Annotated in this window: 16 protein-coding genes; 5 read left to right on the top strand and 11 right to left on the bottom strand. The window is 51.2% G+C overall.

Features of this window, described 5'->3' with window-relative positions; translation table 11 throughout:
• The 4 genes from PsWM33_RS28405 to rsmI all read right to left on the bottom strand — a co-directional run.
• Positions 1-716 (bottom strand): magnesium chelatase domain-containing protein (locus PsWM33_RS28405; RefSeq protein WP_244276689.1); only part of this gene is annotated, 716 nt, incomplete at its 3' end.
• 191 nt (positions 717-907) lie between these two features.
• Positions 908-1,882: a glutathione synthase gene (gshB, locus tag PsWM33_RS11910; RefSeq protein ID WP_082826980.1), complete on the bottom strand. Its 975-nt coding sequence runs from the start codon at positions 1,880-1,882 to the stop codon at positions 908-910.
• Between the two features lie 118 nt (positions 1,883-2,000).
• On the bottom strand, positions 2,001-2,408 hold the full coding sequence (locus PsWM33_RS11905) for a YraN family protein (protein WP_108818555.1): 408 nt from the start codon (positions 2,406-2,408) through the stop codon (positions 2,001-2,003).
• On the bottom strand, positions 2,374-3,294 hold the full coding sequence (gene rsmI / locus PsWM33_RS11900; RefSeq protein WP_063286273.1) for a 16S rRNA (cytidine(1402)-2'-O)-methyltransferase: 921 nt from the start codon (positions 3,292-3,294) through the stop codon (positions 2,374-2,376). The genes PsWM33_RS11905 and rsmI overlap by 35 nt, the downstream gene beginning before the upstream one ends.
• A 358-nt stretch (positions 3,295-3,652) precedes the next feature.
• Between rsmI and PsWM33_RS11895 the strand changes: the two genes are divergently transcribed.
• The 3 genes from PsWM33_RS11895 to coaBC all read left to right on the top strand — a co-directional run bounded on the left by PsWM33_RS11895 (position 3,653) and on the right by coaBC (position 6,762).
• On the top strand, positions 3,653-4,885 hold the full coding sequence (locus tag PsWM33_RS11895) for a penicillin-binding protein activator (RefSeq protein WP_063294694.1): 1,233 nt from the start codon (positions 3,653-3,655) through the stop codon (positions 4,883-4,885).
• A gap of 159 nt (positions 4,886-5,044) precedes the next feature.
• Complete coding sequence (locus PsWM33_RS11890; RefSeq protein WP_063300376.1) at positions 5,045-5,410, top strand: hypothetical protein; 366 nt, start codon at positions 5,045-5,047, stop codon at positions 5,408-5,410.
• Positions 5,411-5,559: 149 nt separating this feature from the next.
• Complete coding sequence (gene coaBC, locus PsWM33_RS11885) at positions 5,560-6,762, top strand: bifunctional phosphopantothenoylcysteine decarboxylase/phosphopantothenate--cysteine ligase CoaBC (protein WP_063294695.1); 1,203 nt, start codon at positions 5,560-5,562, stop codon at positions 6,760-6,762.
• 58 nt (positions 6,763-6,820) lie between these two features.
• Here the strand turns inward: coaBC and PsWM33_RS11880 are convergent, their stop codons facing one another.
• The 4 genes from PsWM33_RS11880 to PsWM33_RS11865 form a co-directional block, all read right to left on the bottom strand.
• Complete coding sequence (locus tag PsWM33_RS11880; protein WP_063294696.1) at positions 6,821-8,467, bottom strand: GMC family oxidoreductase; 1,647 nt, start codon at positions 8,465-8,467, stop codon at positions 6,821-6,823.
• Between the two features lie 251 nt (positions 8,468-8,718).
• Positions 8,719-9,219, bottom strand: coding sequence for an MmcB family DNA repair protein (locus PsWM33_RS11875; protein ID WP_063294697.1), 501 nt, complete (start codon positions 9,217-9,219; stop codon positions 8,719-8,721).
• A gap of 75 nt (positions 9,220-9,294) precedes the next feature.
• On the bottom strand, positions 9,295-10,320 hold the full coding sequence (locus PsWM33_RS11870) for a hypothetical protein (RefSeq protein WP_208994532.1): 1,026 nt from the start codon (positions 10,318-10,320) through the stop codon (positions 9,295-9,297).
• A 59-nt stretch (positions 10,321-10,379) separates the two neighbouring features.
• Positions 10,380-11,750, bottom strand: a complete 1,371-nt coding sequence (locus PsWM33_RS11865; protein WP_057463149.1) for a DEAD/DEAH box helicase — start codon at positions 11,748-11,750, stop codon at positions 10,380-10,382.
• A gap of 438 nt (positions 11,751-12,188) precedes the next feature.
• Between PsWM33_RS11865 and PsWM33_RS11860 the strand changes: the two genes are divergently transcribed.
• Complete coding sequence (locus PsWM33_RS11860; RefSeq protein WP_057463148.1) at positions 12,189-12,506, top strand: ArsR/SmtB family transcription factor; 318 nt, start codon at positions 12,189-12,191, stop codon at positions 12,504-12,506.
• 11 nt (positions 12,507-12,517) lie between these two features.
• Here PsWM33_RS11860 and PsWM33_RS11855 read toward each other — a convergent pair whose 3' ends face one another.
• A complete protein-coding gene (locus PsWM33_RS11855) occupies positions 12,518-14,521 on the bottom strand; it encodes a bifunctional DedA family/phosphatase PAP2 family protein (RefSeq protein ID WP_063300374.1) in 2,004 nt (667 codons plus the stop codon).
• Between the two features lie 324 nt (positions 14,522-14,845).
• Here PsWM33_RS11855 and pap point away from each other — a divergent pair, with 324 nt between their 5' ends.
• Positions 14,846-16,333, top strand: a complete 1,488-nt coding sequence (gene pap / locus PsWM33_RS11850; RefSeq protein WP_063300394.1) for a polyphosphate:AMP phosphotransferase — start codon at positions 14,846-14,848, stop codon at positions 16,331-16,333.
• 38 nt (positions 16,334-16,371) lie between these two features.
• Here pap and PsWM33_RS11845 read toward each other — a convergent pair whose 3' ends face one another.
• On the bottom strand, positions 16,372-17,262 hold the full coding sequence (locus PsWM33_RS11845; protein ID WP_063294703.1) for a hypothetical protein: 891 nt from the start codon (positions 17,260-17,262) through the stop codon (positions 16,372-16,374).
• 206 nt (positions 17,263-17,468) lie between these two features.
• Positions 17,469-17,707, bottom strand: a 239-nt coding sequence (locus tag PsWM33_RS27685) for a hypothetical protein (RefSeq protein ID WP_206599001.1), incomplete at its 5' end; no start/stop codon positions are given.

Here is a 17,707-nt window from a genome sequence, read left to right as displayed (position 1 = left end):
GCTGATAGTGGCGGCAAAAGAGCAGGTAACCTGCTCGCGAGTAAGGTCTTCCCAGAGCCTGGAGGGCCAACCATCATCAGGTTATGAGAGCCAGCCGCTGCAATCTCCAGTGCTCGCTTCGCTGTTTCTTGCCCTCGAATATCGGCAAGGTCCAGTGAACTAGCAGCTTGTGGAGAGCTACGCGGTTTTGGGGCAGAAAGAGTAATGTCACCTTTCAATGCGCGGTAGAGCTGAACCAGTGATCCCGCAGCCATAATTTTCAGGTTCTCATCCGCCCATGCCGCTTCAGAGCCGCAACTTGCTGGGCAGATCAAACCTTTCCCGTTTGCAACAGCAGCGATTGCAGCTGGAAGGGCTCCGTTTACGTGCGAAATGCTGCCATCCAGTGAGAGCTCACCTAGAACGAGGAAGCCTTCGACAGCTTCCGCAGGCAATGCCCCCATCGCCACCAAGAGGCCAAGTGCAATCGGAAGGTCATAATGTGATCCTTCCTTAGGTAGGTCAGCCGGAGCCAGATTAACCGTCACACGTTTGGTTGGTAGCGCGAGGCCGGTAGCAATGAGTGCTGACCGAACCCGCTCCTTGCTTTCTGCAATCGCCTTGTCAGGCAGGCCAACAAGAGTGAAATAGACGGATCCGGGGCTAATCTGGACCTGCACGTCAACATTTGCAGCGTCGACACCCTGAAAGGAAACGGTAGAGATGCGAGCGAACACCAGACACTCCTGCGACCACAATTTATCATCATTGTAGTAATTAAGCAGGAACGAACAGGAAACACACAAGCCTTGAATACTCAGAAATACGAAAGCCCCCATAAGAAGCTTTATCTGAAATCTCTGAGTTCATAATTGAAAGTCACTGGGAAAAGAAAAGCCCTGTCAACCAACAGGGCCTTTGATATTTTTTAGCCTTCCAGCTTTTTTTCAAGCACATCCCAGACCATGCCGGCCACATCTGGCCCGCCCAGCTTTTGGATTGCGCGAATGCCAGTCGGAGCTGTCACGTTGATTTCAGTGAGGTTTCCGTCAATCACGTCGATACCAACGAGAATGAGTCCTTGCTCCTTCAGTGTCGGCCCAAGGCGCGCGCAAATCTCTCTTTCGCGTTCAGTCAGGTCACTGTCTTTTGGAGACCCACCGCGTACCATGTTGGAGCGCAGGTCACCTTCTGCAGGGACACGGTTTACTGCACCAGCAAACTCGCCATCGACCAACAAAATGCGCTTATCGCCGTGTTTCACATTCGGTAGGAACTTCTGAATCACCCAAGGCTCGCGAAATGTGACGGAGAAGAAGTCGTAAAGAGAACCGTAGTTCAGGTCATCCTTGGTCACGCGGAATACAGCAGCGCCGCCATGTCCAAACAGCGGCTTCATTACGATATCGCTATGGATATTGCGGAACTCGTCGATCTCTTCACGATCATGAGTGATCAGCGTTGGTGGCATCAGGTCGGCAAACTGGGTCACAAACAATTTTTCTGGCGCATTACGCACAGAGACTGGATTATTCAGGACCAGCGTTGTCTCGGAAAGCTTTTCGAGAATATGGGTTGCAGCGATATAAGCCAGATCAAACGGAGGATCCTGACGCATCAGAACGACATCCATATCAGACATGTCAACGCGCTGAGGCTCACCAAAACTGAAGTGATTGCCAGCTTCGTCGCGCACGGTTACCGGCTCAACGCGGCACATAACCTTTTCACCCCACAGCGCCAGACGCTCTGGGGTGTAGTGATACAGTTCATAACCACGATCCTGCGCTTCCAGCATCAGTGCAAAAGCACTGTCGCCCGCAATGTTGATGGTTGAGATATGGTCCATCTGAACGGCGACTTTAAGCGGCCGCTTGGCACCAGAAGAAGCTGCTTTGGACATGAGGCACTCCTGAAATAACGCTGGGATAGAAATCCATGTAAATAAAAATGGATGTTAGCTGCAGATATGTGGGTCAGAAAGCAATTTGTCTACATTTTTGCGATAAAATATTTGTTTCCTAAAAAATTTCAGCTTCAAAAAGATTAGGGAAGTGCTGGGCTTCTCCATGTTTGGGAAGAATAACCGCATCAAATCTCAAGGTTTTTCCAACCACATCGTTGTGATGGGAAACCCATTCTCGGGCAGCATTTGCAATCCTTCGTTGAGAGCGTTGCGTGATTGCATATAAGCCATCATCCACACCCCGCCTGGCTTTCACCTCTACAAACACGATCGTCTGGTCTTGTTCGGCGATCAAATCGATCTCGCCCTGCTTGGTTTTGTAGCGTCTTTCAAGAATCTGCCAGCCTGCTTGGCGAAGCAGCATCTCTGCTTTTAGCTCCGCCTGTAGTCCTTTTCGATAAGCAGCCTGCTTCTTAAGAAGGTTACTTTTAGTCGCTCTCGGGCTCTTCTGCGGTTCCTGCATTTTTAAGCTCCATAGCACGGGCATAAATCGTCTTTCGATCCACCCCGGTTGCTTTGGAGACTTTCTTCGCTGCTGCGCTTACTGGCATTTCTTTCAATGCCTCGAGCAACAGTTCGTCTGCATCAACCTCGGTCAGTTCCTGCTCTTCAGGTGGTGAAACAAGAATAACAATTTCTCCCTTAGGGCGATCCCCCGAATAGAAATCACTCAGTTCTGCAAGGGTACCACGCTGGAAGGTCTCAAACCGCTTGGTCAGCTCGCGTGCAACAGCAGCCTTACGCTTCCCAAGAATTTCAGTCATATCGACAAGAGAAGCCCCAACTCTGTGAGGGCTCTCATAAAACACCAGTGTCGCTGGAATATCTCTCAGTTCTTCAAGACGTTTCTTTCTGCCGTGGGTCTTATTGGGCAGAAAACCAGCAAACAAAATAGTGTCAGAGGGTAAACCGGCGCCAACCAGACCGCTCAACATGGCTGAGGCACCTGGAATTGGCACAACCTTGTGCCCGTGCTCTACGACATCACCAACAAGCCGAAAGCCGGGATCAGAAATGAGCGGCGTACCAGCATCGGAAACCAATGCAACGGCTCGTCCAGCACCCAATGCCTCCAAAATCTTAGGCAGTTGTCTGTGGGCATTGTGCTCGTGATAGGTCATCATCTGCGTGCGGATGCCATAACGCTGCAACAAGACACCCGTCACACGAGTATCCTCGCAGGCAATAAGATCACAAGCAGCCAAGGTTTCTAGCGCACGGATTGTGATGTCTTGCAGATTGCCGATTGGGGTCGAAACGATGTGCAATCCCGGTTCAATCCGTTTAGCCGTTAGCGAATGCTCGCCAATATAGTATTTCCGCTCGGATGCAGCTTCGGAATGATCCATGGTCGCCTCGTGAGAGCTCCAGAATGGAGCAAGTTTTGCACAGTAGAGAGTGCACATCTAACCAACAAACCGCAAAATGACTAATTACAACGGGGAGTTTTTGACAGAATCCTTAAAAAAATCTCGGATTTCCTTGGGTTGAGGCTGTATTAACTGCGTTGGATCTGTAGAAATAAACCAAACTAAGGCATATCTTCTGAGAAGTGGGGTCCGGTTTTCGGATAAGAGTGTGCGCATAATAATCGATTAGAGCATGGCGCGTGAGCAATCGCGACGAGTTCTAAATGTAAATTGCCGGATTTCATCCCTTGCAAAACGAGGGATTGATCGAACGGCCTTCGGAATAGATGGGGCATCCATGAGCTTAGGATCAGCCACACTGCGTGGAATGAGCTTCCGCAAACTTGTGACAGGGGCTGCGCTCGGCGTCTCCGTCCTGTTGGCTGGCTGTGTTAATTCACCTAACTTCTCATCGGTGAACACTCCTTTTCAGCCTGATTTAAACCCAAACGGCCAGCCGCAGCTGGTCTCGGGCCGTGCCATTGGCAATGGTTCCGTTCGCGTTGGCCTGTTGCTGCCATACTCTGGCGAAGGTCAATCAGCAGCTTCTGTTGCCACTCTTTTCGAAAATTCCGCCAAGCTCGCGCTTGAGGATTTTCAGGGTGCTGACATCCAGCTGCTCGTAAAAGACACTGGTGGAACCTCTGAGGGCGCAAGCATTGCTGCCCAGCAGGCGATCAGTGAAGGCGCAGAACTCCTCATTGGTCCGGTTTTTGCCCCGGCTGTTCAGGGTGCATCTGCTGTTGCACGCCGGTCTGGTGTTCCAATCGTTGCATTCTCCTCTGATACCAATGCAGCAAAGCCGGGCACATATCTGCTCAGCTATCTGCCTGTATCTGACGTAAACCGCATCGTGTCCTACGCAGCAGAACAGGAGCGCCGCTCCTATTCCGCGCTGTTGCCAAACAATGCCTATGGTGCGGTTGCTGAAGCTGCATTCCGTCAGGTTGTTGGGCAGACAAATGGCCGTATCATCACCATTGAGCGCTATATCCCGGGCAATGCTGAAGACATCCGCGCCCGCGTTGCTAGCCTGAGCCGCTCTATTTCGCAGGTGGACACTCTGTTTGTTCCTGAAGGTGGCGGCGTTCCTCCTTTTGTGATGCAGGTGATGACCGAAATGGGTGCAAGCCTTGGTGAAGTGAAGATGATTGGCAGTGGTCAATGGAACACACCGGACATCCTCCAGTCTCCTGTCATGGTTGGTAGTTGGTTCCCAGGTCCGGATAACCAGAGCTTCGAGCGTCTCGCGACCCGTTATCGCGAAACCTATGGCTCCCAGCCACCGCGCAACGCTTCTTTGGCTTATGATGCAACAATTCTGGCCGCTGGGCTGGTCCGCTCCGCTGGGCCTGATCGCTTCTCTGACCGTGTGTTGACCAATCGTGATGGTTTCCTCGGCATTGATGGTATCTTCCGCTTCCAGCAAGATGGCCTGAATGACCGTGGACTTGCGGTTTATGCTGTTTCTGGCAAGAGGACTGCAGAACCAATTGCTCCAGCACCTCGCAGCTTCTCCGGCCAATTCTAGGCTCTGGAACTCCTGATGCTGAAAGCCTCGCTCGCAAGAGCGGGGCTTTTTTGTGTTTAGCTCTGAAAACTCTCTCCAATTGCACTTGTTATCTTGGGGCTGTGGTGATCGAAAAAGCCTAATCTGCATTGGCAAAATCGCCATTAGAGGCAAGGAGCCATGCAGGAACTACGCTTTCATCATGTCGGTATTCCAACCAGCGAAAAGCTGCCGGAAACGCACCACAACAAAACCCTCAAACTCACTGCAACGGGTTATTTTGAGGGGCCCTATGCCATTGAGTGGATGAACTTTGATGATAACAACCCACTCCCCGAGATAATCAAGACAACCCCTCATGTTGCCTATGTGGTTGATGACCTTACTGAAGCTTTGCAAGGTAAGAACGTTATTTTGTCTCCGGAAAGTCCGGCCAAAGGCGTTTGGGTCGCCTTCATTCTGGAGGGTAGAAACCTCATCGAACTCATGCAATTTGACAAGCCCGAAGAAGAAATTTGGCCTCATCCCGGAAAATTCAGGATCTGAAGGCGCTGCACTGTTACCGCGATTTACCCAATGGGACGAAAGGCCTTTAGGAAACTAATGAAATCCGGAATAAAAACGGGTAGAAATACCTCAGGAAATGAGTTGGCGGGCCTGATGGTGATCAAGCCTGCGCAAAAGGTGGTTTTAAAATGCTTTCAGACAAGCGCATTCTCCTCATCATCACAGGCGGTATTGCAGCCTATAAATCGCTGGATCTGATCCGCCGCCTGCAAGAGCGAGGTGCGAAAGTTCGGGCAGTTCTGACCAACGGTGGTTCTCAGTTCATCACACCGCTTGCTGTTGGTGCATTGACGGGCGACACAGTCTTCACCGAGCTGTTTGATAGAGAAGCCGAACACGATGTTGGCCACATTCGCTTGTCGCGTGAGGCCGACCTTGTCGTCGTCGCCCCAGCCACAGCAAACATCATGGCAAAGATGGCACACGGATTGGCCGACGACCTGGCTTCCTGTGTGTTACTGGCCAACGACAAGCCAGTGCTCGTTGCCCCTGCTATGAATTCCAAAATGTGGAGCCACCCGGCAACCCAGCGTAATGTTGCTCAGTTGAAAGCGGATGGCCTGAATTTTGTTGGCCCCAATGCTGGAGAAATGGCGGAAAAAGGCGAAGCAGGGTATGGCCGCATGTCCGAGCCGCTGGAAATTGTTGGTGCTATTGAAGATCTCCTCTCTCCAAAAGAACAGCCTCTGAAGGGCAAGCGCATTGTTATCACAGCTGGTCCAACCCATGAGCCAATTGATCCAGTGCGTTACATCGCCAACCGCTCCTCCGGCAAACAAGGCTACGCCATTGCAGAAGCCGCCGCGAACGCTGGGGCGCAAGTGACACTTGTCTCAGGCCCAACAGTGCTGTCAGACCCGAAAGGCGTTGAGACAATTCGCGTTGAATCTGCAAGCGCTATGTTGGCTGCCGTTGAGTGCGCGCTACCAGCCGATATCGCGATCATGGCTGCAGCCGTTGCAGATTGGCGGGTTGCTCACGACAGCAATCAGAAAATCAAGAAAGACGGAACAGGTTTGCCACCCGCGCTGAGCCTTGTCGAAAACCCGGATATTCTGAAAACAGTAGGACATTTGCAGGGCAAACGACCGAAGTTGGTGGTTGGTTTTGCTGCCGAAACAAATGATTTGATCAATAACGCTCGCGGAAAGTTGGAGCGTAAAGGTGCTGATCTGATTGTAGCAAACGATGTCAGCCCCGAGAATAACGTTATGGGCGGCGACAACAACACCGTCCGCCTCGTGACCCATAACGGCGTGGAAGATTGGCCGAAAATGGGTAAGGACGAAGTCGCTCGCCAGCTCGTTAAAAAGATCGCAGAGCTGGCTTAACCTGTTCGCCAAACTGTCACGTTAGAAGGCCGGTATGTTCGTACCGGCCTTTTGCTGTTTAGGCTGAAACCTGCTCGCTCTCGTGTTCAGTGCTCAAAAGCGGCTTTCCGAGGATCATGTCTGAAGCCTTCTCAGCGATCATGATTGTCGGCGCATTGGTATTGCCTGAGATCAGCGAAGGCATCACAGAAGCATCGATCACACGCAAACCTTCCAGCCCGTGCACTTTCAGGTCTGGTCCGACCACCGACATCTCATCTGTGCCCATCTTGCAAGTCCCGACAGGGTGATAGATCGTCTCCGCCCTCTCCCGCACTGCTTGCTTGATGCTGCGCTCATCACGGCCAAACTCGTAGAGCATGTCCTCCCGGTAGTCAGAAAGCTCTGGCCCTTCCAGAATATCCCGTGTCATGCGGATACCCTTGACCAACACATCCATGTCTTCCGGATCTGTCAGATATTTCGGGTCAATACGCGGTGCATCCATCGGATTTGCTGAGTTGAGCCCAACTTCCCCAGTTGATTTTGGCCGCAAAACGCAAACGTGACAACCAAACCCGTATCCGCCATAGAGCTTCCGGCCATGGTCATCGATGATGGAGATGACGAAGTGTAGTTGAATGTCAGGCCTGTCCAGCTCCGGGCTAGTCTTCAAAAAAGCTCCACCCTCTGCTGCCGGAGAAGCAATTATGCCAGAGCCGTCTTTCCTCCAGCGCAGTATTTCCTTGATCAGCTGAATGCCCGGCTTCAACCCCAATCCTAGCATATCCGTTTTATTAGAGCGATAGCTGATGGTGTAATCCAGATGATCCTGCAGGTTCTTACCCACACCAGGCAGGTCATGCAGGACTGGAATGTTGTGTTTCGCCAGCTCATCCGCTGGTCCAACGCCAGAAAGCATGAGCAACTGCGGAGACTGGAAAGCACCGGCTGAGACAATAACCTCACGACTTGCTTTCACCGTCGCAAGTTTGCCCTTCTGGCTGTATTCAACACCAACGGCTTTCTTGCCTTCAAACAACACCCGAGTGCTGCGGGCATGCGTGATCACTGTCAGATTGAGGCGATCCATAACGGGATGAAGGTAGGCAGCAGCAGCTGAACAGCGCTCGCCTTTTTTATCATCCTCATGGAACTGCGTGACTTGATAAAGTCCAACGCCCTCTTGATCTCCGCTGTTAAAGTCATTGTTGCGTTTAATTTGCCTGCCTTCAGCTGCAGCTAAAAAGGCGTGCGAGATTGGAAGAGGCGAACGTTGCTCGGAAACGTGTAAAGGTCCATCGGCCCCATGCATTCCGCTTTCACCGCGCTGATTGCATTCAGATTTTTTGAAGTAGGGCAGTACATCATCAAAGGACCACCCTTCAGCACCCTGCTCCACCCAACCATCATAATCCTGTTTTTGGCCGCGGATGTAAAGTTGAGCGTTGATTGCGCTGGAACCACCCAAAGCCTTGCCGCGTGGGTGGAATGTGGTTCTGTCGTTCAGCTCCGTTTGTGGAACTGAGTTAAAAGCCCAGTTGTTGATGGCAAAGGGCTTTGCGGAAACCATTGCTGCAATGCCAAGAGGTGCCCGTACCAGAACGGACTTTCCTTCACCTCCAGCCTCAAGCAGGCAAACAGTTACTGAAGGGTCTTCTGTAAGTCGGGCTGCAAGCACACACCCTGCTGAGCCGCCTCCAACAATCACATAATCAAAATCCATTGGCCCCTCCCCAGAAACACACCACACGTCCGAAAGCCCTCAACTCTCCCAGAAATGAAATAGCAAAAATGCCTAAAGCACTTTTCTCTCGCCCCAATACGGACAAGCTGCTTTATGTTTCAATGTTAGTGAGACTTTCCCCCAACGGAAACCTGAACATTCTGGTGAGTATGTTATGCGCTGAACTTCTCTGAGAGCGTTCTTTGAAAATAATATTTGAACGCAGAGGCTTACTGAGGTTCTTCCCCAGTTTATCCCCTGCGCAGGTTTCTCTGGTTCGGGTCGGTCAGGTCGTGCAGTCTGCTCGCTGCAGCCTGCGCAAATCGCAAAATCACTGCTTTGCGGGTGGCAGCAGAGAGCTTGTGTTCCGGAGCTTCGCGAATTATTTCTGCCATGTAATCATCAGCCAGAATGAAGCCGGTTTCTTCGGGAAAGATCTCTTGTGGAACGTCCGCGCAGGTAGCAAAAAACAGCCGGTCGCAATAATCGCGATATTCATGCCATTTGTTGTCTGCTTTGAAGTCCTCGATGGATGACTTGATCTCGATAATCCAAATCTCGGACTTCTTGCCAAGCACCACCAGGTCAGCCCGGCGGCCTGAGGCCAATGTGATTTCTGGTAGGCTCGTATGACCCAGCACTCGCAAATAGCGTTGCACTCCACGCTGGATTTTCAACGCACGCTCGGACTGACGACCATCGACCAGCGGATCATCCAGTTGAACGCGATTTGAGCCCTTCACAAATTCCATGAAATTGTTCCTACTTTGTTCTTAGTGATACTATCAAGCTGCCAAACAATTTCAATCCAAGATTAGATCAGAACCTCATTGGGTTTCAGGTAATACGAATTCCAGCGCGGCTGCCAACTGCAGCATCCGCCCATCAATCGGAAACTGCCCTACGCAGTCAGTGAGCGCTTCCTGAGCTTTCGGGCGCTCAGCGCAGCTCAAATACAACTCTGCTGCACGGATCAAGAAGCTCTTGCGCCAACGCTTTGGTGTCGTCTTCAGTACAGCATCATCTTTTAAGGCAATGCCCCATTCCTGAAGTAGTTCAGCACCCCTTTGGGGCTTTCCTTGCAACGCAAAATGCTCCGCCCTTAGCAGCCCGTAGCCCGGATTATTAGTGAGCGATCTCGATACATCTGGCAGAGACATCAGAGCGTTCTCTGCAAGCGCCTGCCCCAAACCAACAAACTCCGCGCAGTCAGCAAGGCTTGGCGAAATAAGGAGCCCTCGTGCCGAAAGCAACTCAGAAACATCGCGCTGAAATGTCTTGATCAACTGGCGAACGATGTTGAGAGAGTAGAGCTGGTCATGCAAAGCATGCGGCCCTGCAACCCCATAACAGAAACGCTTCTCACAATGCGGCAATCGCTGCATGGCAAGGTATCCGGTCATGTCAATCCAATCGAACAGCCCGAAGAGGATGTGAATGGGATACTTCATCCCCCCAGACTTAAGCGCCAGCAGATCCGCCTTATCAGGAGCAGGAGATTCCAGATATGCAGTACTCTGCGAACCTGCCATGCCCAAGCTCAACTCTGGCGAAAACGCATAAATCTCACCGTCCTGGCGCCGCAGGCCAGTCATCAGCGCGCCATAAGCCCCCATGGATGCGCCGTAATAGACAATGCGCTCTGGGTTCTCCTGCGCAATCGCGTCGTCAATCGCACGGTCAATGTCCTGCTCTGCTCTCAGATACCATTGTGATTCGGTATCATTCAGAAAGACGCAGGAATGCTGCGTCTTTGCAAACAAGCGCTCTAGCCCGAATTTACCAGAGGGTATCCGGACCTGAGAGAAAACAATCACTAACACACCGCTGCGACCACCGGATTGGAATTTCACTTCCAATCCGTGAGAGGCCACACTCGGCACTATCTTAAGACCCAGCATTAAGCGAAGACTTAAGGCTTCTTACGCTTGAGATAAACGCCACCACCGGAAGCTGGCGCTGAAGACGTGTCAGATGACTTGCTAGGCGACCGGCGTGGTGGTGCTTTTTTACTCGGCTTGGCAGAAGATTTGCCCTTTGGCTTTTGAGCGAACTTACCGCCGCCCGGGCCTTTCCGCTGCCCACCAAGCTTTTGTTTTTTGCCCGCCAATTGCGCACTGCTACGCGCGCTTTTCGGCTCGCGATCTGATGGGAAGAAGGTGTATCCATCCATCTCGGGGATCTTCTTGCCGATCAGCTTTTGAACAGCACGCAGCATACCGCGATCTTCAGGCAAACAGAACGTAATCGCGTTTCCACTCTTACCCGCACGCGCCGTACGGCCAATGCGGTGCACGTAGTTCTCGGTCGCATTCGGCATGTCAAAGTTGATCACATGCGAAATGTCTGAAACGTCAATCCCGCGGGCTGCAACATCAGTCGCAACAAGGGTTTTCAGCTTACCGCCTTTGAACTTGTCCAGCGTCTTCTGGCGTTCTGCCTGAGACATGTCGCCATGAATAGCTTCTGCTGGCACACCGTCTGCATTCAACCGGGCAGCAAGCCGCGCACTGCCTTTTTTGGTGAGCGTAAACACAAGAGCGCGCTCGCACTCTTCCGTTTCAAGAAGCGTCTTCAAAAGAGGATACTTGGCGTTATCTTCCAGATGCGCGATCTTCTGGATAACGGCTTCTACTGTTGTTGCTGGTGGCGCAGTGCTCACCTCAACAGGATCACTTAGGAAGCGACCAGCAAACTCACGAATTTCTGCAGGCATCGTTGCTGAGAACAGCAGTGTCTGCCGTTTTTCCGGTAGTAGATAAGCAATCTCTTCCAGTTCTGCGATAAAGCCGAGATCCAGCATCTGGTCCGCTTCATCGAGAACGAAAATCTCCAGCTCATCAAAGCTGACACCATTCTTGCGATGCAAGTCGAGTAGTCGGCCAGGTGTCGCCACAAGCACATCCAGACCACGCTGCAAAGCACGGAACTGCGGAGGAAACGGCACACCGCCAACAACGCAGCTGGAGTACATTTTGGTGCGGCCTGAATAGGCCTTGATGTTCTTTGAAATCTGATCCGCCAGCTCGCGGGTTGGCGTCAAAATAAGGCTGCGCACGCTCTTCGGCGCTGCGCGATACCGGCTCTCAAGCAAGCGCTGAAGAAGCGGCACTGCGAAAGCTGCGGTTTTACCCGTTCCGGTCTGAGCAAGACCAAGCAGGTCCTTGCCATCCAGAATGTATGGAATAGCGTTTTCCTGAATAGGTGTTGGCTCGTCATAACCTTTAGATTTCAGGGCGATCTGAAATGGTTTTGCAACGCCAAGTTTGTCGAAGTCGGTCAAAAGTGATCTTTCGAATGAGCAGAGTGTCCGAAGCCGGTTCTGCTGATTTCATCATGTGTTTTTTGCGCGTCCCGGAAAAGTAGAAACCGTTTTTCGATTTAGGATGCGCACAAAACAAGCTTGAAGAAGTTTGCCTTCGAGAAATCCAGCACAAAAGCAGGCAGCTTCAATTAATTCTACTGGAATAGTCTCTGAGGCTCGGTTTGATCGGGCTATTAACATAGACCCGCCACATTATGCTAGAATTATTGCAGGAGAGCATAATATTCTGGTTGTCCCGACAAGAAAAGGACGACAAATTTGGTTAGAGCAGTCCAGCTACTTGCATGTTTCATGTTCTTCTTTATGTATGGGGACCAAGAATAATGACGCTGCTTTTATGGCCCACATCCTATAAATGGCCTGCTGCTAATAACATTAAAGATTAGGGTTCGAGCTTTGATTGATGCAAATTTTGAAGACTTAGAAGAAAACGCTGAGGAAGCTTCGCGGCTTCTTGCTAACATGGCGCATCCCAAGCGCTTGATGGTGTTGTGTCGACTGGTACAGAGCGAATGTACTGTAGGTGAACTTGCAGAAGCTGTTAATCTTAGTCAGTCCGCGCTGTCCCAACACCTTGCCAAGATGCGTGCCAGCAATCTGGTGTCCACCCGTCGTAGCGCCCAGACAATCTATTATTCTCTGGCAAGTGCCGAAGTGGAATCCGTTCTGCAAACTCTCTACGGCCTGTATTGCGCTCCTCAGGAAAAAGCCTAGCAGGGCCTGCTTTAAGGCCCCGCAATTACCACAGAGCTACCATCCCACCTGCGCTTCTCTTCTGCATTTGGTAGCTGGTTGAACATGTGAAGATCCACTGGAATTTCATCTTCAGACTTCAGACCTGAAAACTCACCAAACAGACGGACGGTTTCTTCGTCCAGCGCACCGCCGATATACAGATTGGAAATATCTCCGCTCACATCGGAGAGCTTGAACCGGGTTTCCCAGAGCCAGAACACCTGTCTGTGGTCCTGATCGCTTTCGTAAACCATTGTCAGTGCAGGTAGGAAGCCTGCATTGGTGTGTGGTACCGGAGGCAGTTCGCCAGCAGGTGTCTCGCCTTTCAGGTATCCAGTCGCTGTTGGAACAGACCATTCCGGAGCCTTGCGCCAGCCCAGGTCTGTCAGTTGTTTTTCCAACTGTTCCGGCGTGCCGGACCATTGCAGTGTTATCGGCTCTTCCAGTTCACCCGTAATGGACACACGCTTGGCAGGCAGCAAACGCCAGTCCTGCAAACGCCAGCTGGATTTTTGGATCACAACGGATTCACTGCGCGGCTCATAAGCCTCAGCAGTTGTCTTGTAATTTGTGCTGATGTGCCAGACGGAAGCAATCGCCAGTGCACTCAGCGAAATGATCGTCAGCGCAGTTCTGCCAACTTTCTCGTTGTGAATGTGCCCAAATACAAATGAGAAGAAGAAGACCGTACCGGAGCCAAATAAGAGACCTGCCAGCACGTCTGAAAGCCAGTGCGCGCCGAGATAAACGCGAGAGAACCCGATCAGGATCGCAAAGGTTGCCGCCACAGAATAGATGATCGTCTTGCTCAGACGGGAACGATCATGAGCCACCAAAACCGCAATCACCCCGATCAGAACCGTATTGATCGTTGCGTGCCCCGATGGAAATGAAAATGCGTCCGCTCCAGAGTACAGCTCAATCGGGCGATCGCGGCCAATCAGCGCCTTGGTGATCACCACAAAGATAGAGGAGCTGACAATCGCGATGACAAAGCCTGTCGCTCTGCGCCATGCCTTCCGTCCAAACAAATAAAGCCCAACAGCCAGTGTCACGGTTGCAGTGACATGTCCATCGCCCATCATGGTGATCATAACCATGACCTTATCGATGATCGGTGTCCGGGCGATCTGGAAGAAGTTGCTGATCGCAAGATCAGCCCGCGCCATCGGCATTCCCGGCGCCACGGCACCTGTAAACCAGATGAAGCCGGGCAGCGTCACAAGCAGGAAGAATGCAGAAACCAGCATCCCCACACTACGTGGGTTTTCAGGGTCATACGTCCGTGCAACCCATTGGCTGAAGCGATCTGGACGGCGGGCAAACCAATTGACTGTCGCCTGATGAGATCCGCCAACGATTGGCAGAATAAACATGATCAGCCAGCGGATCAGGGCCACGGCAATCAAGAGAACCAGCAGCAAGCCACCAAGAATAATCGCCAGACGCGTATTGAACTCGCCAATAGCAAACAGAGCTGATCCTGCCATCACACCGGGTATCAAATGGATCGCGGCCCATGCGAAGGCTGATGTCACGTTGAAGAACGTAAAGCGGCCAAAACTCATGTCCGCCATACCAGCAATTCCGGGTACCACGGACTTCACACCTGGCACAAAACGGCCAATGAAGATGCTCTTACCACCATGTTTGGCAAAATAGTCTTCACCGCGCTGTAGCCAATCCGGATACCTGCTTAATGGCCAGATGGTGCGCACTTTGTCTTTGTAAAAGTAGCCAAACCAGTAGGAAAACGCGTCGCCCGTTACGGCGCCTGCGGTTGTCCATAAAAAGATGCTCAGAAAGGGCAGCTCGCCAAGGCCAATTAGCGTTCCGGCGCCCACAAGAACAACCGTGCTTGGAAACACCAGTCCAATCAGAAAGAGCGCTTCGCCCATTGCGACGATAAAACAGATAAGGCCAGCGAACGCTGGGTTTGCTGCAATGAAATCAACAATGTGGTTGAGGAATGTGGTGACGAAATCGACGTTCACTGAAAAGTCTCTAGCTCTTTCATAAATGACTTAGATCGCTCGGTGGCTGCTTGAAATGTATACATAGTGCCAAGGTGACCAAAATAAGGTCTGCATTCTGTTACATTTATATGCAGGCATCTGGCGCTTTGAAAGGGAAATAACAAGCCCTGATCCCTGCAAAAAGCATAATAGTCCCACTAATCAAACCCATACATTAATTCTGGTGACGAAAAACATCGTTTAGCTCTTTAAGCAATAATACAGAATGGCTATTCTTGGTTCCAAAGCCGAATGAGCAAAAATAACATTTTACGCCATGCCCCAGATGCGAAGGTCACTTGCATGTTTCAGTCTGCAAACATTCCTCAGACAGTCAGTAAAGAGCTGCTTCAAAAAAGACTGCCTGAACTCCGTGAGGAATTGTTGGAAGTTCAGCATAAGCTGAGAGAGAACAAAGCTTTTGCAACGATCATTTTGCTCGCTGGCGTAGATGGCTCGGGTAAAGGCGCGGCGATCTCCCGTTTGTATGAGTGGATGGACACCCGCTATCTGTTCTGCAACGCCTACCATGAACAACGCAGCGAGTCCGAAGGCGCCCGGCCAAACTACTGGCGTTACTGGCGTGATCTGCCTGCACGGGGTGAAACCTCCATTGTGTTTGGCTCCTGGTATCAGGAACCTTTGCGTGATGCCGTTATGGGCAAGATTGATGATGCAGAGCTGGAGCGCCAGCTGTCTGCCATCAACCGCTTTGAAAAAATGCTGGCTTACGAGAACATTCTCCTTCTGAAGTTCTGGTTCACGCTTCCAAAGGAAGACCAGCAGGAACGCCTGCATGATATCGAAGTCAAAGGCAAAAAAGGCCGCAACTTCATTGAGGAATGGTCCGGCTCAGAGCACTATCGCGCTGCTCAGACCGCTGGCGAAAAAGCATCCCTGCAAACCAGCACCGGTTACGCCCCTTGGTTTGTGATCCCCTCTCAGGATCCGGATGTTCGCGATCTTGCGCTGGCCGAAACCATCGCACAATCCATGAAGAAGAAGCTGGAAAGTGGAAACGGCAATCCGGTCTCAGCTCCAGCTGTGGTCACGACCCTGTCGCAGGCCAATGCGGTGGATGCGATTGATCTGACAGCGACGATCTCCAAAGAAGATTACAAGGCAGAGCTTGAAGAGCTTCAGGACAAGATGGCGTATCTGACAGACCGCAAGCGCTTCAAGAAATTCGGTTTCATCTCCGTGTTCCAAGGCAATGATGCAGCTGGTAAAGGGGGCTCAATCCGCCGCCTCACCCGCTCCATGGACCCGCGAAACTATAAGGTGCACCCAATCGCTGCCCCTTCACTGGAAGAAAAACTGCACCCGTATCTATGGCGTTTCTGGCGCCGCCTACCGAAAAAGGGCCACAGCGCAATCTTTGACCGCTCATGGTACGAGCGAGTTCTCGTGGAGCGTGTCGAAGGCTTCTGCTCCGAAGCGGACTGGATGCGTGCTTACAACGAGATCAACGCTTTCGAAAAAGAGCTGACGGATTCCGGTTTCGTCCTCTGCAAGTTCTGGCTTGCGATCTCAGAAGAAGAGCAGCTGCGTCGCTTTAAAGCCCGTGAAGAAACCGCCTACAAGAACTACAAAATCACCGAGGAAGATTGGCGCAATCGTCTCAAATGGAATGGGTACGCCATCGCAGCGGGCGACATGGTGGACCGCACCTCTACCCGCTACGCCCCGTGGACGCTGATTTCTTCCGAGGACAAGCGCTACGCCCGTATTCAGGTACTCAGAACCACCGTCAATGCCCTCGAAAAAGCGCTGAAGAAGAAAGAGCGCTAAGCGCTCCCCTTCACCAAGATCCTAGCTACCTTATGCTGTCAGGCTCTGTTGTTTGACAGGACTTCTGACGAAACAAGCTTCACGTCGCTTCCATTCGGAGACACTATAATTTGTGCTTGGATTTGAAGTGATTTTTTCGCGCCCTCATATGAGTTAACCTGCTCATTCAACGACTCCCGTGAAGATTCGTCCGCTGTTGTTGCCACATCTTTAGAGAACCGATAGTCGATCTGCAAAGAACCATCTGCAATCGTTTTGACATCATATTGCAGCTCGGCGTCGTTAGCAGCACATGCTATGGGGCCAGCTAATTCTTGATCCAGACCTTGAATACAAATTGCAGTTATTGCGTTTAAGTGTTCAGGTGTAAACCTACGGAATTCTCTTATGTCGGAGACCGGTTGGCCATTAATTTTATAGTTTTTGCTAACTTTAATTGGTCCATCATTAGTAGGATCAAGGGACCGCTCAAAGTCTGCTTTCAATTGTTGATCATATTTTCCAGCAGTAGCCTGCTCTAAGATACATAGTGCCAGATCCAGTTCTATACGTTGCCTCGCAACTTGGTCAGTGTGAGGTTCTTGCAGATCTAACTTCAGCGTGTAGTCGTCGCCTACCTTGTAGGTTACGTCTTTGTCTGACCTAATAATCGAGAAATTGTCGGTAAAGTTTGCCCCAGCGAGAGCACGTAAGTTTTGAAAGGCATCATATTTTTTTTCATCTGTAACGCGTGGATCATAAAGATCAAACACCAACTTCTTCGCAGCCTCACGGTCAGTACCGCAAAACCAGTCAGCAATCTTGTCCCAAAGCCGGGTGGCGGGATTGCCGATATGGTCTCTGTCGGACGCTGCTTTGATGGTGTTTATATTTCCAGCAGTAAGACTGGTGTCAAACAGTGTGCCGCTTAAGCCAATTAATGGATTCATGTTCCATACTCCTTCAACAGTGTTGCTGACAATGAGAGCGTTTAACGCTCTATAGAGTACAATGCACAAAGACGTAGCGTCTTGCTGTTTTCTAAAACACTAATCGATGAAAAACATGCACTAAAAGCACCGCATGGCAGTCCATGCAGTGTTGAAGCTAAGGGTCCCGAACTTGGGATGAGCAAGGCGAGCAGGCAGTGCCTGCGCTACTTGTTTAAATATGTTTCTTCGGCAGTGGCTGCTCGCCTCGCCCGGGCTTTCTTGTAATGAACAACGTCGCCTCTTTGCCTGTAAGGCACGATAGCCAGTTTCCCGGAAAGACAGTGGCTTACCCAGACACGTTTCCATGCCCAAACAGTTCCTCCGTCTTTGACAAACACATCTGTAAAAGCAGGTTTTACTGCCGGTACATTTGCAATTGTCGCCGCGTGATACCCTACAAACT

This window comes from Pseudovibrio sp. WM33 (assembly GCF_001623165.1).
GTDB lineage: Bacteria > Pseudomonadota > Alphaproteobacteria > Rhizobiales > Stappiaceae > Pseudovibrio.
The sequence above is the reverse complement of the archived record's forward strand: the minus strand, read 5'-3'. Positions and strand labels throughout refer to the sequence as shown.